At 74.3% G+C, this 23,809-nt stretch carries 21 protein-coding genes and 2 riboswitches; of the genes, 14 read left to right on the forward strand and 7 right to left on the reverse strand.

Annotated features, from left to right (window positions below; translation table 11 throughout):
• Window positions 1-275: 275 nt before the first annotated feature.
• Window positions 276-2,513 (forward strand): hypothetical protein, encoded by a 2,238-nt coding sequence (locus ACTEI_RS10460; RefSeq protein WP_122977472.1) that lies wholly within the window; start codon window positions 276-278, stop codon window positions 2,511-2,513.
• A 148-nt stretch (window positions 2,514-2,661) separates the two neighbouring features.
• Here ACTEI_RS10460 and ACTEI_RS10465 read toward each other — a convergent pair whose 3' ends face one another.
• The gene (locus tag ACTEI_RS10465; RefSeq protein ID WP_122977473.1) at window positions 2,662-3,369 is read right to left on the reverse strand and encodes an alpha/beta hydrolase family protein; all 708 of its coding nucleotides are present in this window, start codon (window positions 3,367-3,369) and stop codon (window positions 2,662-2,664) included.
• Window positions 3,370-3,398: 29 nt separating this feature from the next.
• Between ACTEI_RS10465 and ACTEI_RS38185 the strand changes: the two genes are divergently transcribed.
• The 5 genes from ACTEI_RS38185 to ACTEI_RS10480 all read left to right on the forward strand — a co-directional run bounded on the left by ACTEI_RS38185 (window position 3,399) and on the right by ACTEI_RS10480 (window position 7,265).
• Window positions 3,399-3,632 carry a hypothetical protein gene (locus ACTEI_RS38185; RefSeq protein ID WP_244940676.1) on the forward strand — a complete coding sequence of 78 codons (234 nt, stop codon included), beginning with the start codon at window positions 3,399-3,401 and terminating at the stop codon, window positions 3,630-3,632.
• 154 nt (window positions 3,633-3,786) lie between these two features.
• Entirely contained in the window at window positions 3,787-4,647 is an 861-nt protein-coding gene (locus ACTEI_RS38190; RefSeq protein ID WP_239082316.1) for a phytochrome family protein, read from the forward strand.
• Window positions 4,529-4,819, forward strand: coding sequence for a sensor histidine kinase (locus ACTEI_RS38195; RefSeq protein ID WP_239082321.1), 291 nt, complete (start codon window positions 4,529-4,531; stop codon window positions 4,817-4,819). The genes ACTEI_RS38190 and ACTEI_RS38195 overlap by 119 nt, the downstream gene beginning before the upstream one ends.
• Window positions 4,820-5,021: 202 nt before the next feature.
• Window positions 5,022-6,362, forward strand: coding sequence for a hypothetical protein (locus ACTEI_RS10475; RefSeq protein WP_244940677.1), 1,341 nt, complete (start codon window positions 5,022-5,024; stop codon window positions 6,360-6,362).
• A gap of 99 nt (window positions 6,363-6,461) precedes the next feature.
• Window positions 6,462-7,265 carry a class I SAM-dependent methyltransferase gene (locus ACTEI_RS10480; RefSeq protein WP_122982050.1) on the forward strand — a complete coding sequence of 268 codons (804 nt, stop codon included), beginning with the start codon at window positions 6,462-6,464 and terminating at the stop codon, window positions 7,263-7,265.
• A 179-nt stretch (window positions 7,266-7,444) separates the two neighbouring features.
• Here the strand turns inward: ACTEI_RS10480 and ACTEI_RS10485 are convergent, their stop codons facing one another.
• The gene (locus ACTEI_RS10485; RefSeq protein ID WP_122977474.1) at window positions 7,445-9,070 is read right to left on the reverse strand and encodes a glycoside hydrolase domain-containing protein; all 1,626 of its coding nucleotides are present in this window, start codon (window positions 9,068-9,070) and stop codon (window positions 7,445-7,447) included.
• A gap of 162 nt (window positions 9,071-9,232) precedes the next feature.
• Here ACTEI_RS10485 and ACTEI_RS10490 point away from each other — a divergent pair, with 162 nt between their 5' ends.
• Window positions 9,233-10,456, forward strand: coding sequence for an MFS transporter (locus ACTEI_RS10490; RefSeq protein WP_122977475.1), 1,224 nt, complete (start codon window positions 9,233-9,235; stop codon window positions 10,454-10,456).
• 166 nt (window positions 10,457-10,622) lie between these two features.
• On the opposite strand, the gene ACTEI_RS10495 is transcribed toward ACTEI_RS10490, so the two are convergent.
• A complete protein-coding gene (locus ACTEI_RS10495) occupies window positions 10,623-11,015 on the reverse strand; it encodes a hypothetical protein (RefSeq protein ID WP_145830847.1) in 393 nt (130 codons plus the stop codon).
• A 327-nt stretch (window positions 11,016-11,342) separates the two neighbouring features.
• On the opposite strand from ACTEI_RS10495, the gene ACTEI_RS10500 reads away from it, so the two are divergent.
• Entirely contained in the window at window positions 11,343-11,666 is a 324-nt protein-coding gene (locus ACTEI_RS10500; protein WP_122977477.1) for a hypothetical protein, read from the forward strand.
• A 275-nt stretch (window positions 11,667-11,941) separates the two neighbouring features.
• The gene (locus ACTEI_RS10505; protein ID WP_122977478.1) at window positions 11,942-12,571 is read left to right on the forward strand and encodes an HD domain-containing protein; all 630 of its coding nucleotides are present in this window, start codon (window positions 11,942-11,944) and stop codon (window positions 12,569-12,571) included.
• A gap of 339 nt (window positions 12,572-12,910) precedes the next feature.
• Here ACTEI_RS10505 and ACTEI_RS10510 read toward each other — a convergent pair whose 3' ends face one another.
• Entirely contained in the window at window positions 12,911-14,041 is a 1,131-nt protein-coding gene (locus ACTEI_RS10510; RefSeq protein ID WP_122977479.1) for a M20 family metallopeptidase, read from the reverse strand.
• A 223-nt stretch (window positions 14,042-14,264) separates the two neighbouring features.
• Window positions 14,265-15,023 (reverse strand): DUF1684 domain-containing protein, encoded by a 759-nt coding sequence (locus ACTEI_RS10515; protein WP_122977480.1) that lies wholly within the window; start codon window positions 15,021-15,023, stop codon window positions 14,265-14,267.
• Window positions 15,024-15,095: 72 nt separating this feature from the next.
• Window positions 15,096-15,210, forward strand: a riboswitch (SAM riboswitch).
• Between the two features lie 48 nt (window positions 15,211-15,258).
• On the opposite strand from ACTEI_RS10515, the gene ACTEI_RS10520 reads away from it, so the two are divergent.
• The 3 genes from ACTEI_RS10520 to ACTEI_RS10530 all read left to right on the forward strand — a co-directional run bounded on the left by ACTEI_RS10520 (window position 15,259) and on the right by ACTEI_RS10530 (window position 20,100).
• Window positions 15,259-16,461, forward strand: a complete 1,203-nt coding sequence (locus ACTEI_RS10520) for an aminotransferase class V-fold PLP-dependent enzyme (protein WP_239082314.1) — start codon at window positions 15,259-15,261, stop codon at window positions 16,459-16,461.
• A 118-nt stretch (window positions 16,462-16,579) separates the two neighbouring features.
• Entirely contained in the window at window positions 16,580-18,802 is a 2,223-nt protein-coding gene (locus tag ACTEI_RS10525) for a glycoside hydrolase domain-containing protein (protein ID WP_262384709.1), read from the forward strand.
• A gap of 2 nt (window positions 18,803-18,804) precedes the next feature.
• Window positions 18,805-20,100, forward strand: coding sequence for a glycosyltransferase (locus tag ACTEI_RS10530; protein WP_122977482.1), 1,296 nt, complete (start codon window positions 18,805-18,807; stop codon window positions 20,098-20,100).
• Between the two features lie 80 nt (window positions 20,101-20,180).
• Here the strand turns inward: ACTEI_RS10530 and ACTEI_RS10535 are convergent, their stop codons facing one another.
• Window positions 20,181-20,801, reverse strand: coding sequence for a GNAT family N-acetyltransferase (locus ACTEI_RS10535; RefSeq protein ID WP_239082310.1), 621 nt, complete (start codon window positions 20,799-20,801; stop codon window positions 20,181-20,183).
• An 11-nt stretch (window positions 20,802-20,812) separates the two neighbouring features.
• A riboswitch (SAM riboswitch) is annotated at window positions 20,813-20,929 on the reverse strand.
• Window positions 20,930-21,038: 109 nt separating this feature from the next.
• Here ACTEI_RS10535 and ACTEI_RS10540 point away from each other — a divergent pair.
• Both ACTEI_RS10540 and ACTEI_RS10545 read left to right on the forward strand, forming a co-directional pair.
• The gene (locus ACTEI_RS10540) at window positions 21,039-21,920 is read left to right on the forward strand and encodes a TIGR03560 family F420-dependent LLM class oxidoreductase (RefSeq protein WP_122977483.1); all 882 of its coding nucleotides are present in this window, start codon (window positions 21,039-21,041) and stop codon (window positions 21,918-21,920) included.
• A 119-nt stretch (window positions 21,921-22,039) separates the two neighbouring features.
• Window positions 22,040-22,666, forward strand: a complete 627-nt coding sequence (locus tag ACTEI_RS10545; RefSeq protein ID WP_122977484.1) for a PilZ domain-containing protein — start codon at window positions 22,040-22,042, stop codon at window positions 22,664-22,666.
• A 122-nt stretch (window positions 22,667-22,788) separates the two neighbouring features.
• Here ACTEI_RS10545 and ACTEI_RS10550 read toward each other — a convergent pair whose 3' ends face one another.
• Window positions 22,789-23,763, reverse strand: coding sequence for a DUF4190 domain-containing protein (locus ACTEI_RS10550; RefSeq protein WP_122977485.1), 975 nt, complete (start codon window positions 23,761-23,763; stop codon window positions 22,789-22,791).
• Window positions 23,764-23,809 lie beyond the last annotated feature (46 nt).

Below are 23,809 nucleotides of genomic sequence, written 5' to 3' on the forward strand. Positions count from 1 at the left end.
GCGGGTGTTCCAGTCGCGGGGTGAGTCGGCGGGTGCTTCCGGGACCGCTGGGGCCGAGGGCCGGCGGCCGCCGCGGATGGTTCGGCCGCCGGGTGGCGCGACGCCGGTCAACGAGCCGGGAGCGCGGGAATATCGGCTGGTCACCCGCCGGGTGGGAAGGATTGCCCCGGCGGGTGTGTCGAAGATCGAACCGGTGCACTGTCGGGGCTGGACGGTTGATAGTGAACTCGCCCGGATGCTGATCATGGCGTCCACGGAGGGGGAGTGGACCACGCATGGAGAGCACCGAACGTCTGTCCGTACGCCCGCGCCGGATCGGCGCCGCACTGGGGGCGGCGCTGCTGATGACCGTCGCCGCGGCGTGCACCGGTGACGACGAGGCGCCGTTCGCCGGAGACCTGCCCGCACCGGGAGCGACGTGGGAGACGCTGGAGCCGCCACTGCCGGACGCCGCCGACGACGGCGCCACCGAGGCGCCGGACGGCACCGGTCAGCCGCCGGGCGGGGCGCCGTCCGGCGGCGAGGACAGCGGCGACTGGCCGGGTCCGCTGGCCGGTGGCATCGGCTCGGCGGCCGGTGGCGCCGGTCCGGGGCCCGGTGGCGCGGGCCCGGCGGCCGGCGGGTCGTCCGGGACCGGGCCGGCCGCTGGAGCCGGCCGGCCTGCCCTGGGCCCGGACGGTCACGTCGTCGCCGCCGGCGGCGGGGCGCCCGGCGCGCATGGCGGTGGCCTGGGCGTGGGCGGGGTCACGGCCGGCAGCCCCGGCGCCGGCGGGGTCGGCGGGCCGGGGCTCGGCGGCGCTCCCGGTACGGTGTCGGCGCCGGGCGACGCGGCGGGTCCGGGCGGCGCGCCGGCTGCCGGTGGCCCGGGCGGCGCCGGGCCGAACGCGGTCGCCGGGGGCGCCGGCCCGCAGCACAGCGGTGGTCAGACCGGGGGCGGCACGGGTGGCCAGACCCTCGCCGGGCCGGTGCTCGGCGGCCCGGCCACGGGTGGCCCGGCGGCCGGCGGCGGTCAGAACACCGCGGGCCAGGGTACGGGCGGCCACGCCGCCGGTGGCGGGCCGGCGCCGGCCCGGCCCGGGCAGATCCTGGCGCGACCGGTCACCGGTCGGCCCTCCGTGGTGGCCCGCCCGGCGGTCGTGCACCGTCCGGCCGCGGACCGTCCGTCCGCCGACCGCCCGGTGGTCCACCGCCCGTCCGCGGACCGCCCGGTCGTTCACCGTCCGTCCGCGGACCGCCCGGTCGTTCACCGTCCGTCCGCCGACCGCCCGGCCGTGCACCGCCCGGCCGCGAACCACCCGGTCGTCAACCGCCCGGTTGTGGCGCGCCCGCACCCGGTGGTGAACCGGCCGGCGGTCTTCACACCCCCGGCGGCCGTCGACCGGCCCGCGCCGGGCGCTCGTCCGGCGCAGCCGAACCGTCCCAAGCCGGCGCACCGCCCGGCCGACCGGGACCGTCCCGTCCGGCAGCATCCGGCCTTCCTGGACCACCCCGTCCGGCAGCGCCCCGCGTGGGTCCGGGGCCTGGACCGCCCGGCCTCCGCCGACCGGCAGTGCGACGCCTTCCGCGGCGGGATCACCGACATCGCCCTCGCGCCCAGCTGGCTCGGCGGCTCGCGGCTGTGTTTCGACGCCGACCGCGATCACCGCGGCTCGCGGGTCTACCTGCTCAGCGACACCGGGGCGCCGATCTCGCTGCCCCGCTCGTACGACTGGGGCGACCGCCTGCTCTCCCGGATCGGCTTGGACCGGTTCGGCGTGGACGCGGACGACTGGGACCCGGGGGACGGGTGGGCCCGGCGGGCGTTCGGAATCGACACCGATCCGGGCCGCCACGGCCTCGACTTCGTGTTCGGCCGCCGCGCCGCCGCGCACCGGGGGGATGCCGGAGATCCGGGGGACGACTTCCGGGATCCCCGGCACGGCGGGGACTTCTGGGACGCGGACGATTCGCGGGCGTGGCGCCGTGACGGGTCCTGGGACGCGGACGATGCACGGGCGTGGCGCCGTGACAGGTCCTGGGACGCGGACGACTCGCGGCGGGCCCGGCATCGTGCAGACTTCCGGGACGCGGACGACTCGCGGGCGTGGCGCCGTGACCGATCCTGGGACGCGGACGGCTCCCCGGCGTGGCGCCGTGACCGGTCCTGGGACGCGGGCGACGGCCGCGGCGTCGGGCGCCGTGGCGGCTCCCGGGATGCGGTCGAGTCCCGCGGCAGCGAGTTCCGGGATGCCCGGCACGGCGGGGACTTCCGGGATGCCCGGCACGGCGGGGAATCCGGGAAGGCCCGGGACGCGCGGCGCGCCGGGCACGGCCCGGACCGCGACGCCGGCGAGGCGAAGCGACCGTACCGGGCGAAGCACCGGGCGGCGGCCGGCGAGCCGGAGGAGCGGGAGGTCCGGTGGAACGTGCACCGCACCGGCGAGGAGCGCGGTCACACCGCGGCTGCCCCGGATGAAACGGATGATTCGGGCCTGGAGTTCGCCGACCTCACCGTGTTGACCCCGGAATTCTGACGGCAAGGCTGCCGCCCGGCCCGCCGGGCGGTAGCGGGGTGTCGGACGCGCCGGGTGGCAGTGGGGTGTCGGGCCGCCGGGTGGCAGTGGCGTGTCAGGTCAGCCGGGTGGTAGCGGGGTGTCGGGCCCGCCGGGTGGCAGCCGCCTGTCAGGCCAGCCGGGCGGCCACCAGCTCGACCGCCCGGCGGATCGCCGCCCGCGACGCGTCGGAGTCGTTCACCACGTCGAACGTGTGCTGCCCGTCCGGCACGTCGACGATCTCCAGGTTCGCCTTCGCCGCGGCGTCCACGAACGCCGAGACCCCGGCCGCGATCCCGGGATCCTCCCGCCCCACCCGGGTCAGCACGATGGGCAGCTCGCCGGCCTCGGCCACCGCGGCGATCGGATCGAAGCGTTCCTCCACCGCCCAGCCCGGCAGGGCCGCCAGCAGCGGATAGGTCAGCGCCAGCGCGCGCAGCCAGGACGGCGGGTCGCGCAGCCAGTCGGCCGCGAACAGCCCGGCGCCGGAGAAGAACCACAGGGCCAGCCGGGTCTCGTCCACCCGGGGGTCGCTGCGCAGGCTCTCCAGCGCGGCGGCGACGTTGGCGGCGCCCGTGGCGTACGCGTCGGGGCTGTGCAGTCGGTGTTCGACCACCGCGCCGACCATGCCGCGGCTCGCCGCCAGTGCGCCGTACCCCTGGAAGACCGGCCAGTCGCGCTGCGCCGGGCGCACCCGCGCGGGCAGCGGCCCGCCGGGGACGAACAGGATCGCCGGGCGCGGTCCGGCGAGGTCGCCGGGCAGGTAGAGGTCGAGGAACTCCTGGCGTTCCGGGGTACGGGCGGCGACGTGCAGGACGAAGGGCTTCAGGAAGTCCATCGCCGGATCATATCGTCGAACTTCGATGTGTGGGCTCGTCGGTCCGGCGGCCGGTGCGGCGACGTCGCATCAGCGGGGACGCTCAGCACCGAGCCGGATCGGACGATCAGGCGAGGCTGGAGCGGGAACGCCTCGCGGCGCTGCACGGGTACCGGCTGTTCGACACTCCGCCGGGCGAGGAGCTGCGGGCTGTCCTGCGGGTCGCCGCGACGGTCGCCGGCGCGTCCTCGGCCGCCCTGAACCTGATCGGCGAGCGGCGGTAGTTCCGGCTGATCCACCTGAACGACGCGCCCGGCGAGTGCGACCGGGCCGACTCGATGTGTGAGGTCAACTTCCGGTCCGGTGGCTTCACCCACGTGCCGGACGCGCGGCTGGACCCGGCCTACCGGGACAACCCCTGGGGCGGGCCGGTTCACCGTGTTCAACCGGACCGGCCGTAGGTGGCACGGCCTCGACCCGGGCCCGGACGCCGACCTGCCCGCCCTCGGCCGGTACGAGCTCTACGAGTCCGACGGGGTGACCCCGCTGGCCCCGGACCGGGTCCCGCCGATCCGGGCGCTGCGCGAGGGCACGGTCCGCAACGCCGAAATGATCAACCGGCGCGGATCCGGCGACCCGGTCCGCGTCTCCGTCGACGGCCGCGCCCTGATCGCGCCGGACGGCACCGCGCTGGGCGCGGTGGCGGCGATGAACGACGTGACCACCGACCGGGTCGAGCAGCGGTTGATCGAGCAGGCCCGCCGCGAGCTGTCGGTTGCCAACGAGCGGCTGCGCCGCTCGAACGCGGACCTGACCAACTTCGCCGGCGCGGTCGGCCACGACCTCGTCGCGCCGCTCGGCGCGGTCGGCGGTCACCTGGACAAGCTCGGCGAGCTGGTCCGGGGTGAGCAGGAGCGGGCCTGGGTGGACGCGGCGTCCCGGGCGGTGACCCGGATGCGGGAGCTGATCGGCTCGCTGCTCGGCAACGCGCGGGCCGGCAGCGCGCCGGTGCGGCGCGTGCCCGCCGACCTCGGCGAGGTGTTCGACAGCGTGGTCGCCGACCTGCACGCCGAGATCGTCGCCGCGGACGCCGAGGTGCGCGCCCCCGAGCCCCTGCCGGCCGTCTCCTGCGACCCGGGTGCTGGCCCGCCAGCTGCTGCAGAACCTGATCGCCAACGCGATCAAATACCGCCACCCGCGGCGGCCGTCGCGGGTGGCGGCGACCGCGCAGCGGGCCGGCGCCGGCTGGGCGGTGACGGTCGCCGACAACGGCATGGGCATCCCGCCGGAGCGGCGTGACCGGGTCTTCGACATGTTCACCCGGCTGGCGGGCACGTCCGCGCCGGGGCACGGCCTCGGCCTGTCCAGCTGCCTGCGGATCGTCGACCGGCACGGCGGGTCGATCCGGGTGGCCGACAACCCGGGCGGGGGCAGCCGGGTGATCTTCACTCTTCCGGACCGGCCGGCGTGACCGCCGGACGAGGCCCCCGCGCCGCGGAAGAGGATGGGTGATACTCACCACCCTGGGCGTTTCCGTGGCGCGCCGCTCGTCACCTTTGCCCGGGATTTATGGGGACGACAGGGGAGCTTCCGGGAGGATGGCGATTCTGCGGTTGTTCGTGGTAGGTAATGTCCTCAGGCTGCTGCAGAGTGATCGGACCGGGGGACGGAGATTGCCAGCCGCGAACACCAGTGACACCACCGGACCCACCACCCAGATTCCCGCCCCGCGCGCGCCGGAACGGGAGGCGTCGCTCGCCGCGCCCGAGCCGGGCGCGCCGGAATCGACCGCGTCGCTCGCCGCGCCCGAGCCGGGCGCGCCGGAATCGACCGCGTCGCTCGCCGCGCCCGAGCCGGGCGCGCCGGGATCGGGAGCGCCGGTCGCCGCCGCACGGCCGCGCCGTCTCGCCGGGATCGCGGCGGCCTGGCCGGCCCTGCTGCTCTACGCCACGTTGCGCGCCACCGGCCTGATCACCTTCTGGCTGATCGCCACCGAGAAGCACCGCGACATGTGGGCGCAGCTCGGCCGCTGGGACGCCGGGTGGTACACCGGGATCGTCGCCCGGGGCTACGACGCCGCCTTCCAGTACCGGCCGGACGGCACGCCGCTGCCCAGCAACCTGGCGTTCTTCCCGCTCTACCCCGGCCTCACCTGGCTCGCCGACCGGGTGGTGCCCGGCGACGCCGCGGTGGCCGGGCTGGCGATCGCCTGGACGGCCGGGCTCGCCGCGGCCTGGGGCCTCTTCGCGGTCGGCGCGCACCTGCACAACCGGCGCACCGGCGTGCTGCTGGCGGGACTCTGGGCGGTCATCCCGCACGCGCTGGTCGAGTCGATGGCCTACACCGAGACGCTGTTCACCGCGCTCTGCGCCTGGTCGCTGTTCGCCGTGCTGCGGCGGCACTGGGTGACCGCCGGGCTGCTCTGCTCGCTGGCCGGGCTGACCCGCCCGACCGGCGCCGCCCTGGTCACCGCGGTCGGCCTGGCCGCGCTGGTGGCGGTCGTGCGCCGCCGGGACGGCTGGCGGCCCTGGCTGGGTGGGTTGCTGGCGCCGCTGGGCTTCGCCGGTTACGTCCTCTGGGTGGGCGACCGGCTCGGCCGGACGGACGGCTACTTCCGGGTCCAGAAGGACACCTGGAACATGTACTACGACAACGGCTGGTACACGCTCACCACGGCGCGCACCCTGGTCACCGGCAAGAGCGACCTGGCCATCGTGATGTGCACGGTGGTGCTGCTCGCCGCGATCGCCCTGTTCGTGGCGCTCTCCGCGGACGGCCGGGCGTGGCCGCTCGCGGTCTTCTCCCTGGTGGTCATCGCGATGGTCTTCTTCGGACACGGGTACTACCACGCCAAGGGCCGCCTGCTGATCCCCGCGTTCCCCGTGCTGCTGCCGATCGCCAGCGCCCTGGCGGCCGCCCACCGGCGCACCGTCGTCGCGGTCCTGACCACCCTGGCCGTGGTGTCCGCCACCTACGGCGTCTACGTGCTGCTCTTCTGGACCCACTCGCCGTGACGCACCGGGCGGGCGGCGCCGACGGCGATGCCCGGGCCGTCCGCGGCCGTCACCGCGACCCGCCGGTGGCGCCCGCCGCCGGGTGTTAGCGTCGACCGGGTGACAGCGGACCTTTTCGATGCGGCGGCCATGTACGACGACGACTACCTGCACTTCTTCACGGGGTCGGCGACACGGGTCACGCACGGGCCGGCGGTCCCCGCGGGCGGATCGGGCACGGCGGCCGCCGATCTGGTGTGGCGCCTTCTCGGCCTGGAGCCCGGAATGCGCGTGCTGGATCTCGCCTGCGGTCCCGGGGCGCTGGCGAACGCTCTGGCCGGGCGCGGCTGCCGGGTCACCGGGCTGGACTTCTCCGAGGTGTTCCTGCGGCGGGCCCGGGCGGACGCGGCCGCGCTGGGCGTCGAGGTCGACTATCAGGCCGGCGACATGCGGTCGTTGCCGGCCGGGTGGAGCGGCCGCTTCGGCCGGGTGGTGAACTGGTCGACGGCCTTCGGATACTTCGACGACCCCACGAACCGGCGGGTGCTCGGCGAGATCGTGCGGGTGCTGCGGCCCGGCGGGCGGCTGGCGATGGACCTCGACAACCTGACCAGGTTCCTCACCGACTGGACCCCGTCGCGGATCACGGTGGCCCGCGACGACGGCGACATGCTCGCCGACCGGCACCGCCTGGACCCGCTGACCGGCCGGTTCGAGGTGGAGCGGACGGTGATCCGGGACGGGACGGTCCGCCGGCTCACATTCCTCAAACGGCTGTTCGGTTTCCCGGAGATCCGGGACTGGTGTGTGGCCGCCGGGCTGGGCACGGTGGCCGGGTACGGCGAGGACGGCCGGCCGCTGACCGCCGAGCACCAGCGCATGATCGTGGTGGCCGGGACGGGTGACCCGGGGCGGGGCGCGTGAGCGCGGGCGGGACGGGACAGGTCGTACCGGAAAGGGTTGCGGGTCGCGCAGCGGCGCGGTGAATCGTCACCGCGCCGCACCCGGCGCGACCGCGCCGCACCCGGCGCGACCGCGCCGCACCCGGCGCGACCGCGCCGCACCCGGCGCGACCGCGCCGCACCCGGCGCGACCGCGCCGCCTCAGAACAGCGGCGAGCGTCCCCGGTACCCGGTGGCGATGCGCACCCCGGCGAGCAGGCCCTTGCCGGTGCCGCGGTAGAGGAACAGGTACCCGGTGCTGGCCTGCACCCCGACCAGGTCGGGGTAACCGTCGCGGTCGAAGTCGCCGACGCCGGTCAGGTCGCGCAGGCTCTTCCCGACGCCGACCCGCAGCCGGGCCTGGAAGCCGCCGGACTTGCCGCGGTACAGGTAGAAGATGCCGGTCTTGGTCTCCTTGACGAGCAGGTCCTGGTAACCGTCCCGGTTGAAGTCGCCGACGCCGGTGAACTCGCTGCGGTTGTTCCAGTCACCGGCCGCGACCAGCTTGCGGGTGCCGAACCGGGCGCCCTTGACACCGGGGTACAGGTAGAGGTTGCCGTTGCTGATCTGCTGGGCCAGCAGATCCTGGTAGCCGTCCCGGTTGAAGTCCCCGATCGCGGTGAACTCGCGCAGCTTGCGCTGATCCTTGTAGAGCTGCTTGCGGTTGCCGAGCCGCCCGTTGCGCAGGCCGGGGTAGAGGTAGACCGTCCCGGTGGACTTCGTGCGGGCCACCACGTCCTGGTAGCCGTCCCGGTTCAGGTCCATCCGGACCAGCTGGTCCATGCCGGCGAACCCGGAGACGACCGACGACCGGCCGGCCTCGGTGACGACCGTCCCGTTGCCCGGGTACGCGAACACGTTGCCGGTGCTCGTGGTCCGCGCCAGCACGTCGGACCAGCCGTTACGGGTCCAGTCGGACTGCTTCGTGGCCGGCAGCACGCGGAAGTCCAGGTAGTCGCTGTCGATGTTGATGGCGACGCCGCCGTACGTCTCGACGTGACCGCCCCGGTACTGCTTCATCCGCCGGTTCGGCGACCAGTAGCCGGCCGGGATCCCGGGATCGGTGACCGTGGCCTTGTTGTCCCAGCGGGCGAAGTCCACGTAGTCCGGTCGCACGTACCCGGCCTTGTGGTAGACCGCGACCTGGTCGGCGATGCCGGATCCTGCGCTGCTGTAGTACCCGGACAGGTAACCCAGGTCGTGCAGCCGGGCGGTCCACGCGCTCATGAACGTCAGCACCCCGGCCTTGCAGGTGGCGTCGGCGCTGTCGTACGCCTCCATGTCGTAGATCAGCACGCTCTGCGGAGCCAGCCCGAGCGCCCGGGCCTGCGCGGCCGCGTCACTGGCGGCGGCCGTGCCCTGCGCCGCGGCGGTGCTGTTGACGATCAGGTTCTTGCGGGTGGCGGGGGTGCAGGCGGCCTGCGGCCCGACGTAGATCGGGATCAGCCGCCAGCCACGGTTGACCTGTTCACGGACCCAGTCCGCGGTCAGGTTCGGCTGGGCGCAGCCCCGGCTCACCCCGCCGATGTAGATGCCGGCCGCCCGGTACGGCGACGACTTCAGCCACGCCGACATGGCCGCGCTGGACGGGGCGGTGCAGGCGTCGAAGCCGTACCCGGTGAAGTTGCCCGGCTGCGGCGGGAGTGCGGCCGCCGCGCCCGCGGTGTTCATGAACGCGAGCGGGATCAGCGACAACAGCACCGCGGCGGCCCCGAGCAGGCGCTTGCGGTGCCGGACCAGCCAGCGCGGACTCATCCGGTGACGGCCCGCCGTGGGCGCATCGCTCATGGGACACCTAACGTCGATGACGAGGAAACCCGTCGATGCAACCAGCTGGCGATCTTGCTGCCAAGGCCCGTTCGGCCGACTTCTGCCCGCCTGAACGGATCCCGTCGTGAGCTGCCCCACTCGGCCCGGGGCGACCGGGTCGTCGGGCCCTACGCTCGCCCGGTGGATCAACTGACCGGCCGGCAGCGGTGGATCGCGCTGCTCGCCCTCGCCCTGGGTGGCGTGGCGATCGGCCTGACCGAGTTCGTGGCCATGGGCCTGCTGCCGGACATGGCCCGGGACCTGCTGCCCGACGCGTGGGCCCGATCGAACGAGGACGCGGTCGCCCGGGCCGGATGGGTGATCACGGCGTACGCGCTCGGGGTGGTCGCCGGCGCGCCGCTGATCGCCGCGCTCTCCGCCCGGATGCCGCGCAAGCGGCTGGTGCTGCTCCTGCTCGCGCTCTTCACCGCGGGCACCCTGGCCTCCGCGGTCGCGCCCACGTTCGGCCTGGTGCTGGTGGCCCGGTTCGTGGCGGCCATGCCGCACGGCGCCTACTTCGGCGCGGCCGGGCTGCTCGCCGCCACCCTGATGGGTCCGGGCAGCGAGGCACGCGGATACGCCACCGTGCTGGGCGGGCTGACCCTGGCCAACGTCGCCGGCGTCCCGGCCATCACACTGCTCGGCCAGCAGGCCGGGTGGCGTCCGGCATATCTGGCGATCGCGGCGGTCTTCCTGCTCACCCTGTTCGCCGTGCTGGCCACCGTGCCCGACGTGCCGATGGCGGCCGGCGCCTCGATCGGCACCGAACTGCGCGCCCTGCGCCGGCCGCAGGTGTGGCTGGTGGCGGCGACCGCCGCGGTGGGCTTCGCCGGGTTCTTCGCGGTGGACAGCTACATCGCGCCGGTGACCACCGAGGTGACCGGGCTGAGCGCCGGCGCCGTGCCGTGGGTGCTGGTCGCGGTCGGTCTGGGGATGACGGTCGGCAACGCGCTGGGCGGCTGGTTCGCCGACCGGAACCTGCGACGGGCCACCCTGGCCGGGTTCGGCTGCTCGATCGCCGCGGTGGTGCTCTTCGCGCTGGTGGCACGCTCGCCGGTCGGGCTGTTCGGGGCGGCGTTCCTGGTCGGCGCGGCCAGCCTGTTCCTCGGCCCGGCGCTGCAGGCCCGGCTGATCACGGTCGCTCCGGGCGCCCAGCTGATGGGCGCCGCGGTCAACCAGTCGGCGATGAACCTGGCCAACAGCCTGGGCGCGGCCCTCGGCGGCCTGGTCATCGCCGGCGGCTACGGCTACCTCGCCCCGGCCTGGACCGGGGTGGCGCTGGCCGCGGGCGGCCTGGCGCTGGCGGCGACGAGTTTCGCACTGGACCGGCGGCCGCGGTCGGCGGCCCCCGTCGCGATCGGCTGACGGGCGGACCGGCCGGCATGGCGGCGTCCACGGGATGCGGCTGCATCACCGGGGCCCGTGCGCGCGGGAGATCGGCATCTGGCGGTGTCAGACGCGCCGCAGGCCTCCCAGGCCCGTGCGTGCGGGAGATCGAGCCGGAATCAGCCGCCGGTGCCGACGGCCGGGCTCACTCCCGGTAGGAGACCCCGATCACCAACTGCCCGTCCCGGGGATGGGCCCACACGTAGACGAAGCCGGGATCGAGCAGAGTCGGTGGCCTGCGTCGTGTCTCGGCCAGATCCATCGCACGGGCCAGGTCTTCCGGTGACTGCCCCGCCGCCGGTGCGATGGTGAGCTGCCACCAGCATCCACCGGAGCCGCACTTCCTGCCGTCCTCGACGACACTCGCCCCGGACGGCACGTCCGGTATTCGCGACCTCGGCGGCAGCTCTCCCTCACCGAACCAGCTCATCAGCATCAGGAACCGCAGGACCCAGAGGCACACCAGCACGGCCAGCGCGAGGGACACGGCCACGAGCGCGTACTTGACGCCTTTCCTCGACCCGGTACGCGGCATCATGGCGCCAGGGTAGCGAGCCCTCACCTCGGCCTGCCACGAGGGACGGCATCAGCGCCCGTGGATCGGCGGCCCTGCCGGTCGCGCCCTTCCCGGGCGGCGTCGTCCTCCGTTCACCTGATCGACAGGCGCAGTTGGTTCGCCGGAGGGATGGTGTCCGGGACGCTGGACGCCGTTCCTGCCGGGTGGTGTCCGGGTCCACCGTGGTCAACTCGGGTCCGTCCGGGATCCGCCGGGTCCCGGTCCGAGGGCGCCACCCGACGGGGGAAAGAACATCCGGCTCCGCGGGAGTGCGGAAAGCTGAACGTGACGGTAACGAAGGGTGACCCGATGCGCAGCTCGGTGCTGGAGGTCCGTACCGGTCCGGACGGCAGCGTGGTGATCCATCCACATGGCTCCGTCGGGGTCGACAAGGCGGTCGAGTTGCGCCAGCTCCTGGTGCACACCGTCCGCCGGGTCCGTCCGCTGCGGCTGATCGTCGACCTGGCCGACGCGCCCGAACTCGACCCGATCAACCTGGGCTCCGTGGTGGCCGCCTGCGACCTGGGTGACGACCACCAGGTCGCGGTGTTCATCCACAATGCCACCGTCTCGCTGGCCGCCCAGCTGACCGCGGCCGGTCTGCCGCGTCAGCGGGTGCGGGGCGGGTGCTGACGCGGCCGGTCCGCCGGGTCAGCGGGTGCGGGGCGGGTGCTGACGGAACGGCGGCCGGTCCGCCGGGTCAGCGGGTGCCGGGCGGGTCCTGACGGAACGGCGGCCGGTTCGCCGGGTCAGCGGGTGCCGGGCGGTGCGGGGCACGCGCGGACCGCCGTCGGTGGGCCCGGGCGGGGTCGGTCGATCGGCCGGGATTCCGGGCCCGGGCGTGCCATTCAGGCCGTGCTCACACCGCGTTTGACTGTTGTTCATCATCGGCGGCCTACCATCCGGCGATGACGGCTCCCAGCCTGCTGCGCGTACCCGGCGAACTCCTCGAGTCCTTCGGGCCGCTCCAGCCCGCCGTGCTCCCCGGCCGTGCCGGCCCGCTGACCGCCGCGGCCCGGCTTCTCGCCGAGTCGCTGCTGGGTGACATGGGCAACCGCTGGCTGCACACCCAGGGCGTCGCCGAGCGCGCCGCCGGCCTCGCCGGCCCGCTCGGCGTCGATGCCGACCTGCTCACCGCGGCGGCCTGGCTGCACGACATCGGCTACGCCCCGCCCCTCGTGGTGACCGGTTTCCATCCCCTGGACGGCGCCGACCACCTGACCCGCAACGGCTGGCCGGTCCGGGTCGCCGGCCTGGTCGCCTACCACTCCGGCGCCCGGTTCGTCGCCGCGGCCCGGGGGCTGAGCGAGATGCTCGCGGTCTACCCGGACGAACGCACGGTTCTCGCCGACGCCCTCACCTACGCCGACCAGACCGTGGGCCCCAGCGGCGACCGCGTCGACCCGGACGCCCGGTACGCCGAGGTGCTCCACCGTCACGGCCCCTGCTCCTGGAACGCCCGGGTCGACCCGGAGCGCGGCCCCCACCTGCGCGCCGTCGCACGCCGCGTCGAACACCTGCTCGCCCGCGCCGCCTGACCCGACGGACGCCGCCGACGGCGTGCCGGCCGCGCGGTGCCGCCGACGGCGTGCCGGCCCACGCGGTGTCGTTGTGGGGGGTCGCGGTTCCGGGTGCGGCGGGGTGTTGGTGCGGTCCCGTCCCGGTGGGCGCGGGGTGCTTGCGGACGTCGGGGTTCCGGTGGGCGCGGGGTGCTTGCGGACGTCGCGGTTCCGGGTGCGGCGGGGGGTTACGGCCGGCCCGCCCCGGCGGGTGGTCGTGGACGTGGGACCGCGTTGCCGTCACGGGCGGGACGGGCCGTCACCACCCGCCCCGCCCCGGCGGTCGCTGGACGGTCCGGACCCGGGACCGCGTCGCGGTTACGGACGGGACGCGTCGGTTGCGGTCGGGGATGGTGGCAAACCATCGTACGAAAAAAGGAAATACCGCAACGCGTCACGATAAGGCGCCAAAGAGCTGATCTCGAGGTATTCGTCGGGGCCGTGCTGCCCGTCGCCGGTCGGACCGAAGATCACCGCGTCGACGCCCAGCGGGAAGTAGAAGCGGCTGTCGGCGGCTCCGTGCTTGCGCAGCAGCGACCCGGGGTGGCCGGTCGCCCGGATCGCCTCTCGCAGCTTCCTGACTCCGGCACTGTCCGGGTCGGCCCGATGCGGCGTGCCCACCGCCTCGATCTCCACCGCCACCTCCGGGCCGGTCACCGCCCGCAGATGTTCCGTGATCGCCGCGGTCGGGCGGGCGGCCAGGTCGGTGTCCTCGGGCGGGTAGCGGATGTCGAGCCAGGCGGACGCGTCGGCGGGTACCTGGTTGGCGGCCTCGTTGGTGGTCTCGATCCTGGCCAGGTTGACCGTGGTCGTCCAGGTTTCCCGGTCGGGGACCGGGTAGCGCGTCAGCAGCCGGTCCACCGCGGACAGCAGTGTGAGCAGGGCGTTGCTGCCGAGCCACGGATAGGCGGCGTGGGCGGCCCGGCCGGTCGCGGTCACGCGCGCCCGGACCAGGCCCTTCGACTCGGTGACCACCCGCAGGCCGCTCTGCTCGCCGATGATCACGAAGTCGCCGCGGACACCCCGGTCGAGTTGATGGCCGGTGCCGTCGAAGCCGCCCACCTCCTCGTCGGTGACCAGTTGCAGGGCGATCGGGTACGGCAGCTCGGCGGCCAGCTCGCGGAAGACCGTGGCCAGCACCAGCGCGGCGGCCTTCATGTCGTGCGCGCCCCGGCCGTAGAGCCGGTCGCCTTCGCGGCGTGCCCGGAACTGATCAGGCCTACCGGGGACCACGTCGAGGTGCGCGTTGAGGATGACCCGGGGCCGCCCGGGCCGGTCCGGATGACTGACCAGCGCGCTCGGCCTGCCCCGGGACTCGAAGCGGCGGATCTCGAAACCCGGCCCGACCAGGTCGAGCACGAACCCGAGGGCGCGGTGCAGCTCACCGGGACGGTCGGCGGTGGAACGGATTCCGATCAGCGCCTCGACCTGCGCGAGCAGCTCCTCCATCCCGTCACGCTACCGGCGGGCGCCGCCGGCCGCCTCCCGGCGGGCGCTACGGCCTGCCTTCCGGCCGACGCCGCGGGTTACGGGCGGGCGCCGCGGGTCCCGGGCGGGCGCCGCGGCCCGCCTCCCCGGCGGGCGCCACGGCCCTGCCCTTCCGACGGGCGCCGCGGCCCGGGGAGCCCGCCATCCCGGGCTCCCCGGGCCGCGGCGCCCGGAACCCCACGGATCACCGGGGCAACTGCTCACCCGCCTCCACCGCGATCGGCAGCTTGTTCTCCGGCGGCGGCAGCGGGCAGGTGGCGAACTCGGTGTACGCGCACGGCAGGTTCGTCGCCCGGTTGAAGTCCAGCACCACCGACCCGTCCGGCCCGGGCGCCGCGACGGTCAGGCTGCGGTTCGCCCGGTACGTCGTGATCCCCGCCGTGGCATCGGTGAACACCACGAACAGCGTCCCCGGCGCGTCCCCGTTGAACGCGGTCAGTGACAGCTCCTGGTCGCCGACGCGGAACTCGATCCGTCCCGGCGCCTGGTAGACGTGTTCCAGCCCCTCCACGACCGATCCGACGGTGACCGGCTGCGGCTCGTCGAACGGCACGAACCGGCCCGGCACCACCCACTTCTCGTCCGGCGTGTAGGCGGGCGTGCCCAGGTATCGCACCCGGGTCGGGTGGTCCGGACGCCGGGGCCGCAGCACGTCGAGCCCGCCGCGGTGGGCGATCTCGACGAGCGTGTCGCCGTGCCGCACCGTGGTGTCGCCCCGGCCGAACCGGTGCTCGCCGGTGATCCCGTCCAGCTCCTCGCCCGGGCCGAGGACGACGACCACGCCGTCCGGCTCGCTGCGCCACTCACCCGGGGCGTCCGGGAACCGCTGCGGTGTCTCGCTCAGCCAGTGCAGTCCGGTGATGGCGAGGAACCCGTGCGGGGCGGCGCGCCGCTGCTCGTGCTCGTCGTGCCACCGCGCCCACTGTTGTGCGAAACCAGTCATGAATCGACCATAATCCCTACATCGAGTAGGGGATATGGCACGCCGCTGTGACGTCTGCTAACTTCGGTGCCAGGTCATGAGTGTCAGCGTCAAGCCCCGGCTCGCTGACCGGCAACCCTTGCGTTCGCGATGGGGTGCCCCGGGTGAGGACCGGGCCGGCGTCGACCGACGACGGCAAGCGCGGATCCGATGGGGTCCCCGACCTCATCGGAGGTGTGCCGTGTCGGCTCTCGACATCGTCGGCGACGACCTGAAGACCGAACTCCCCAGCGGCGAGACGGTCCGTTTCACCCATCTCGACTACGCCGCGTCGGCGCCGTGCGCGCAGGCCGCGGCGCAGGCGGTCGCCGAGCTGCTGCCGCGGTACGGCAGCGTCCACCGCGGAACCGGGGTGCGCTCCCAGACCTCCACCGTGGCGTACGAGGTGGCCCGCGACGTGGTGGCCGAGTTCGTCGGCGCCCGCCCCGGCGACCAGGTGATCTTCACGCGGAACACCACCGACGCGCTCAACCTGCTGGCCCGGGCGCTCCCGGCGGGCACCACCACGATCCAGTTCGACGGCGAGCACCACGCCAACCTGCTGCCCTGGCCGAACGTGCTGCGCCTGCCCACCCCGGCGTCGCCCGCGGCGGCCGTCGCGGACCTGCGCGCCGCGCTCGGCCGGGTGGACGGGCCGGCGGTGCTCACCGTCACCGGGGCCAGCAACGTCACCGGCGAACTGTGGCCGGTCCGGGAGCTCGCCGACGTCGCGCACGCCCACGGCGTACGGGTGATCGTCGACGCCGCCCAGCTGGCGCCGCACCGCGGCGTCTCGCTCGCCGCCCTGGGCGCCGACTACCTGGCCTTCTCCGGGCACAAGCTGTACGCGCCGTTCGGTGCGGGCGTGCTCGCCGGCCGCGCCGACTGGCTGGACGCCGCCGAGCCGTACCTGTACGGCGGTGGCGCCAGCGCCGCGGTCGGTGCCCGCCCCGGCGAGCTGACCTGGGCGGACGGCCCGGCCCGCCACGAGGGCGGCACCCCGAACCTGCTCGGCGCGGCCGCCGTGGCCGCGGTCTGCGCGGCGCTGCTCATCGCCGACCGGGACGCCCTGCACCGGCACGAGCAGGCCCTGCTGGAGCGGCTGCGCGCCGGCCTGCGCACGGTGCCGCAGGCGCGTGAGGTGAGCATTTTCGGACCGGACCACCCGCGGGTCGGGATCGTCTCGCTGCACCTGCCCGGCCACGACCCGGCGCAGGTCGCGCACCGGCTCGGCCGCGAGCACGGGGTCGGGGTGCGGGCCGGACAGTTCTGCGCGCACCCGCTGGTGCGGCGCCTGACCGGGACCGACCGGGTCGAGGCGTGCGGGCGGACCGGTCTGCTGCGGGCCAGCTTCGGCCTGGGCAGCACCATCGAGGACATCGACCGTTTCGTCAGCGCGCTGTCCACCGTGCTGGGCTGAGACCGTCCGGCGGGCCCGGCGCGGCTGTCACTCCGGAAGGTTCAGTTCACCTGAACGAAACCACAGCGGGCCCGGCGCCGGTTAGAGTCCCGAAATCCTGGACAACGTAGACCCCTTCATCGGCACCGCGGCGACCGATCTGCCCCGAGCACACGGTCTGGCCGCCACTTGGTGGTGGCCCAAGCCGCAGGTGGGCAACACGCACCCGGGCGCGACCTCGCCCCTGGGCATGGTGTCCGCCTGCGCCTACTCCGGCGCCTACCCCACCGGTTACGGCCGGTACGCCAAGAACACCGAGGGCGTTCCCGAGGAGATGTTCGAGCGCACCCAGGCGTCCGGCTTCACCCACTTCCAGCAGTCCGGCACCGGCGCGATCCGCAAGTACTACAACTACGTGCGGGTCACCCCGATGGTGCAGCCGCTGGACGATCTCGGCCGGTCCTGGGCGCTGCACGACGAGCGCGCCGAGCCCGGCTACTACGCCGCGAACCTGGACACCGGGGTGCGCTGCGAGATCACCGTGGGGGAGAAGGTCGCCGTGCACCGGTACACCTTCCCCGACCACCCCAGCGCCCGGGTCGTGATCGACCTGTCGTGCGGTGGCCTGGCGATCGACCTGGGGCGCACGGTGCCGCTGCGCGCCCAGGTGGAGAGCATGGGGCACGGCTGCGCGCGGGGCACCGTGGTGATGGAGGGCGTGCCGCTCTCGATCTACCTGGAGGCCGACACCCCCGGCTGGCGGCAGATGGTCTGGTACGACCGGCGCCTGATCCCGGGCGGCACCCGGCTGGACTTCGACAGCATCCGGCAGACCACGCTGCGCCCGTTCGGCCTGCTGTTCATGGGCCCGGCCCGGGCGGGACAGACCATCGAGGTACGGATCGGCTTCTCGCTGCGCGGCTGCGAGCAGGCCCGGCGCAACCTGGAGCGGGAGTGCGCCGGGGCGGAGCCGGCCTTCGAGCGGGTGCGCGCCGGCACCCGGCAGCGGTGGCGCGACCACATCGACCGGGTGCAGGTGGACGGCGGCACCCCGGCCCGGCGGACGGTGCTGGCCACCGCGCTCTACCACGCGCTGATCAAGCCGTGCTTCGCCGACGACGAGAGCCCGTTCTGGCCCACCTCCGGGCCGTACGCCTTCGACATCTGCACCATGTGGGACATCTACAAGACGCAGATCCCGCTGCTGCGGGCGATCGCCCCGGACCGGGCCACCGACCTGCTGGAGTCGCTGATCCGGGTCTGCGAGGAGGAGGGCAACTTCCCGATCGGCTACCGGATGGCCCGCGGCGCCGACCGGTTCTTCCGGCAGGCGTCGGCCCTGGCGCACACCGCGCTCGCCGACGCGCACGCGCTGGACCGGTCCGGCATCGACTGGGGCTGGGCGCTCGTGCACATGGTCGACGACCTGCGCCGGATGTACGGCGAGGACTTCTTCGAGCACGGCCTGGTGCACCCGATCACGCACACGCTGGACCTGGCGTACGCCCACCACTGCACCGCCAAGGTGGCGCGCGCGCTCAACGACCGGCGGCTCGCCGACGACCTGGAACGCCGCAGCCACCAGTGGGTGAACGCGTTCGACCCGGCCACCGGGCTGCTGCGCGACTCGGAGTTCTACGAGGGCGGCAAGTGGAACTACTCGTTCCGGCTGCTGCACGACATGGCCGCCCGGATCGAGCTGGCCGGCGGCGACCGCGGGTTCATCGACAAGCTGGACCGCTTCTTCGGGTACGGCGCGGAGCCGGTCCGCCAGCCCGGGATCAGCCCGCTGCCGGCCGAGATGGCTCTCGGGTACGCCCTGAACCGGTTCGAGGGGCTCAACAACGAGCCGGACATGGAGGCGCCCTGGGCGTACCACTACGCGGGCCGTCCGGACCGTACCGCCGAGATCGTGCACTCCGCGCTGACCTGGCAGTTCGGCACCGGGCCCGGCGGGCTGCCGGGCAACGACGACTCCGGTGGTCTCAGCGCCTGGTACGTCTGGGCGTCCCTGGGCCTGTTCCCGGTCGCCGGGCAGGGCCTGTTCCTGCTCAACACGCCCGCGTTCGCCCGGGCCGCGCTGCGCGTCGGCGACGAGGAGTTCGTCATCGAGACCAGCGGGCACCGGGAGACGCCGATCGGGGTCGACGGCCTCGACCGCGACCCGCCGCCGCAGTACGTGCAGTCCGCCACGCTCGACGGCAAGCCGCTGCACGCCGCCCACCTGTCCGCCACCGACGTGCACCGCGGGGGCCGGCTGCACCTGCGGCTCGGCCCCGAGCCGACCACCTGGGGACACGGGATCCGCCCGCCGTCCCATCCATTCACCCTCGCCCATTCCCCTGCGACTCCTAAGGAATGACCATGAGCCGTCCTACCCGGAGACTCGTGATCGCGGTCCGCGCCGATCCGGTTATCTGCGGGCATTCGGGTGAGGCACGCAATCTCGCCGAGGTGGCCCTGACCCGGGGCTTCGACGACGTACGCCTGCTCACCTGGCCGATCCCCGCCCTGCAGGCGGCCGGCCTGCCGCTGAAGCCGCTGGACCGGCTGCTGCCGTACAGCGACGGCATCACCGTCGAACGCCCGGAGGCGGTCGGCGACTACCGGGTGCCGGACGGCCGGCACCTGGCCGGGCTCACCGGCCGGCTGGTCGAGCTGCTCAGCGACGGCGTGCCCACCGTGTGCCTGTCGATGTACCTGGTCCCGCACACCCAGGTGATCAACGATGCGGTCACCGCGGCCCGGGCGGCCGGCTTCGCCCCGCGGGTGCACACGATCGCCAAGGCGGTCGGCTCGGACGTCACCAACGTCATCCGCTCCTGCCTGCGCGAGGGACGCTTCGGCGCGGCGACGGTGCTGCTGACCACGTTCCTGGCCAGCGACGAGGTGGTGGCGGTCTCGGCGTACACCAGGGACGAGATCATCGCGTCGGCCGAGGAGGTCGACGCGCACCGCGGCACCGCCTTCGCTCAGGCCTGCCGGGAACGGGTCACGGTCAGCTACCCGCCGATCGACTCGTCGGCGTTCCTCGGCCTCGACCGGCCGGCCATCGACGCCGCCCTGGCCGGGCGCGGCCTCCAACGCGACGGATACCTGCTGTTCCTGTCCCGGGTGGCCCGCGCCAAGGGCGTCTACGACCTGGTCATGGCGTACGGCAAGATGCGCTGCCGGGAGAAGGTCCCGCTGGTGATCGCCGGCACCGGGCCGGCACTGGAGCACGTGCGCGCGATGGCCGCGCACGACGACCGGATCATCTTCCTCGACGATGTCGACGACGACGAGAAACCGCTGCTGATGGCCGGGTGCGCCGCCTACGCGCTGCCCACCCGCCCGGAGCCGGACTTCGTCGAGACGTTCGGCATCGCCCTGGCCGAGAAGATGCTGGCCGGCGGCGGCCCGATCGTCACCACCCGTACCGGCGGGACCGGCGAGGCGGTCGGCGACACCGCGATCATCGTCGACGCGGGCGACGTCGACGCGCTGGGCGAGGCGCTGGACCGGGTCGTCCTGGAGCTGCCGGAGACCGAGAAACGCGCGATGGAGAAGCGCGCCCGCGACTACGCCATGCGGTTCGACCGGGTCGCGGTCTTCGACTCCCTCTTCCCGCGGGGTGACGTTGACGCGCGGGAGGGGCTGGTGGCGCGCGGCCGCTCCTGAGCACACGTCGGGTCCGGCCTTCGCGCGCGGGAGGAGCCGCCGCATACCACCATGAATGCCGGCCCGCTGTGCCCGGCGGCTCAGAGTGCCGACAGGCGCGCCTCCAGCCTGGCGCGGCAGTGCGGCCACTCCGACGCGACCACCGAGTACATCGCGGAGTCGCGCAGCCGCCCCTCCTCGCCCGGCGCCCACGACCGGGACCAGGACCGCAGCACGCCCTCGAAGGTGGCCCCGATCCGCTCGATCGCCGCCCGCGACCGCTCGTTGCGGGCGTCGGTCTTGAGATCCACCCGGACCGCGTTCCACCCCTCGAAAGCGTGCCGGAGCAGCAGGTACTTCGCCTCGGTGTTGACTCCGGCGCCCTGCGCGGACGCGGCCAGCCAGGTGAAGCCGATCTCGACCGCGCACAGCTCGTCCCGGTCCGGCCACGGCCGCGGATCCCACAGCCCGGTCACGCCGACGGCGCGCCCGGTGGCGCGCAGAACCTGCGCGTACGGCCGCAGCACGCCCGCCTCGGTCCGGGCGAGCTGCGCGTCGAGGTATCCGTCCACCTCGGCGGCCCGCGGCACCCAGGTCCACCGGTACGACCGGCGGTCCTCCTCGACGGCCACGGCCAGGTCGCCCGCGTGCCGCCGGGCCAGCGGTTCGAGGCGGACCAGCCGTCCCTCCAGGACCGGAGCGTCGAGGTTCTTGAGCAGCACGGCACGGCTCCCTTCGCGGCTTGCCCGGCGCACCGCGCGCCGGGCCCGGTCATCACCCGGGGCACCCCACCCGCACGTCGGAGGGTTGCCGGCCAGCAAGCCGGGGCTGAACGCTGGCACTCATGACCCGACGGCCACCCTAGCAACACCGCCCCGGCCGCGCCGTCCCGCGCGGCGCGGCACAGACCCGGCGGGCGAGCCCGGGCCGGGGCCAGCGGGTGTGGATAGGGTGACGACATGCGCATCTCGATCTGGCCGGGCGCCGGTCAGCCCTGGCCGGACATCCTGGAAACGGCCTCGCACGCGGCCGGCACCGGCTGGGACGGCGTCTGGATCGCCGACCACTTCATGCCGAACGCGGGCGCCGGGCGGGACCCCGAACACCCCACCCTGGAGGCCGGTTCGCTGGTCGCCGCGCTCGGCGCGGCCGTCCCCCGGGTCCGGATCGGCACCCTGGTGTACGGCAACACCTACCGTCACCCGGCCGTGCTGGCCAACATGGCGGCGACCGTCGACCACATCACCGGCGGGCGCTTCACCCTGGGTGTCGGCGCCGGATGGCAGCTCAACGAGCACGAGCAGTACGGCATCGAGCTGCCCTCGGTGAAGCAGCGCCTGGACCGGTTCGTCGAGGCGTTGCAGGTGCTGCGCGGCCTGCTGCGCGAGCCACGCACCACCCTGCACGGCGAGTACTACCAGCTCACCGACGCGGTCTGCGAGCCGAAACCGGTGCAGGACCCGCTGCCCATCATGATCGGCGGCAGTGGTGAGAAGCGGATGCTGGGTGTGGTCGCGCAGTACGCCGACCTGTGGAACGCCTGGGGCCGGCCCGAGCTGATCGCGCACAAGTCGGCGGTGCTCGACCGGTTCTGCGCCGAGCACGGCCGGGACCCGAAGTCCATCGCCCGTACCGCGCAGGCGATCACCGTGGTGGACGGCCCGCTGCCGGAAGGGCTGCCGGTGCCGGCCGCCGGCGGCAGCCCGGAGCGGCTCGCCGACGCCATCGCCGAGTACCGCGCGGCCGGCCTGGACGAGCTGATCGTGCCGGACGGCTTCCTCGGCACCGGCGCCGAGAAGCTCAAGGCGATGGACACCGTCCTCGCCCTGGTGCGCGGATAGCGCGGCCCGGATCGAGGTCAGCCACCGCGGTCCGACTTCTCACGTCGCCGATCCGGCCGCCGACATTGACAAGGCGACCCGCACGGTGCGGGCCAGGTGAGGTGAAAGGCCGGCGTGTGATGGAGCTGCCCGAGATCGGTGCCCCGATGTTCCTGGCCCTCGGGGACGGCGTGAACTTCCGTTCCCGGCTGGAGTCGGTCGACCCGGACACCTTCAGCGTGGCCGCCCCGCTGGAGACCAGCGGCCCGGAGGGCTTCCTGCCCGGTTACGAGTTCGAGGTGTTCTGGGTGCCGCCGCGCTCCCGGATCGTGATGCCGGTGCTGCTCAAGGGCATCTCCGACGGCGCCCCGTTCCGGTGGAACCTGTTCCCGACCGCGGAACCGGTGGTGAGCAACCGGCGCCAGTTCGCCCGCGGCGGCGCGGGCGCCCCGGTCCGGCTCTTCGGCGAGTGGGGCGAGCAGGAGCGCAACGGCCGGATGCTGGACATCAGCGAGGGCGGTCTGCGCTTCTGGATGCCGGAGGCCAAGGGCGTCAAGGAGGGCGACCACATGCGGGCGCTGGTCTGGCTCGGCACCAGCGAGGCCGAGCTGACCGGCCGGGTGCACGCGGTCCGGCCGGCCGTGGGGGAGCCCGGTCTGCACGTGGTGCTGATCTTCCGGACCGTCGACCCGCTCGCCCAGATGATCCGGCAGTACGTGATCGCCTGGGAGATCGGCGAGCGGCGCAAGGCCAAGTACGGCCAGTGACGGCATCTCCGGATGCCCGAGGCGGCTGCCCGCCGGGTCCGGCGTGACCGCACGGCACGGCGGGCGGCGGTGGCCCGTCGCCCGCGACGCGCGGGGATGACGCCGAACCCGGCGGACGACGGTCACTTCACCATGGACCCGGTCCATTTCGCGCCCTCCGGGGCGACCGCGATACAGGTGACGCTGCGGTCCACCGTCCAGGACCGGCTGGACGGGTAGACGTAGTAGATCTCGGCGTCGGCGAACCGGCCGATGGCGTACGGCTCGATCGAGCGGTCGCAGCGCTTCTCGGCCTGCGCCTCGACCTTCGCGTCGCCGGGGAAGGCGCCGGCCGGGAGGGTGAAGACCGTGTACACCTCGCCCTCGTGCCTCTGCGAGCAGGCGACCACCGGCAGGTCGTAGACGGTGTCGGCGTCGGTGATGGTGGCGATGCAGTCGCCGGCGGCCAGCTTGTCGGTGCGTACGTCGGCGGGTTCGCTGGATGCGGCGCTCGGCCGTCCCCCGGAGGTGACGGTGGTGCTCGTCTCGCTGTCGTCGCCGATCGCCAGACCGATCGCGATCAGCGCGACGATCGCCGTGAACCAGGCGACGGACAGGCTCAGACCGGCGACGGCCAGCCCGCGGCCACGGTCGCCGCGCCGGCGGATCTGGCCCAGGGCGATGAGGCCGAAGACGATGCCGAGCAGGCCGCCGAGGATGCCGAAGATCAGCGAGGCGATGGCGAAGCCGTTGGTCCGGCCGGAGTCCGGCGGCCCGTACATCGGGTACGGCGCGGGGTGACCCGGGTACGGCTGCCCCGGGTAGCCCGGGTACTGCTGGCCCGGGTACTGCTGAGCGGGGTACGGCTGGCCCGGGTAGGCGGGCGGTGGGTAGCCGCCGGGCGGTGTGGCGTGCGCCGGGTCCGGATGTCCGGGCTGCGCCGGATAGCCCGGCTGCGGGGTGACCGGCGGCACGCCGTACATGGGGTTGCCGCCGACCGGGGCCGGCGCGCTCAGCGGGTCACCGGTCGCCGGGATCGCGGCCAGCGGATCCGCCTGCTGCGGAAGGGGGGTCAGACCGGGGGCCGGGTGCGGCTGCCCGGGGATTTCCTCGTTCACGCCGGGACGCTAACGCACGAACCGAGCATCGCCGGGCGCACGACGG

It is taken from the genome of Actinoplanes teichomyceticus ATCC 31121 (assembly GCF_003711105.1).
In the GTDB taxonomy this organism is placed as follows: domain Bacteria; phylum Actinomycetota; class Actinomycetes; order Mycobacteriales; family Micromonosporaceae; genus Actinoplanes; species Actinoplanes teichomyceticus.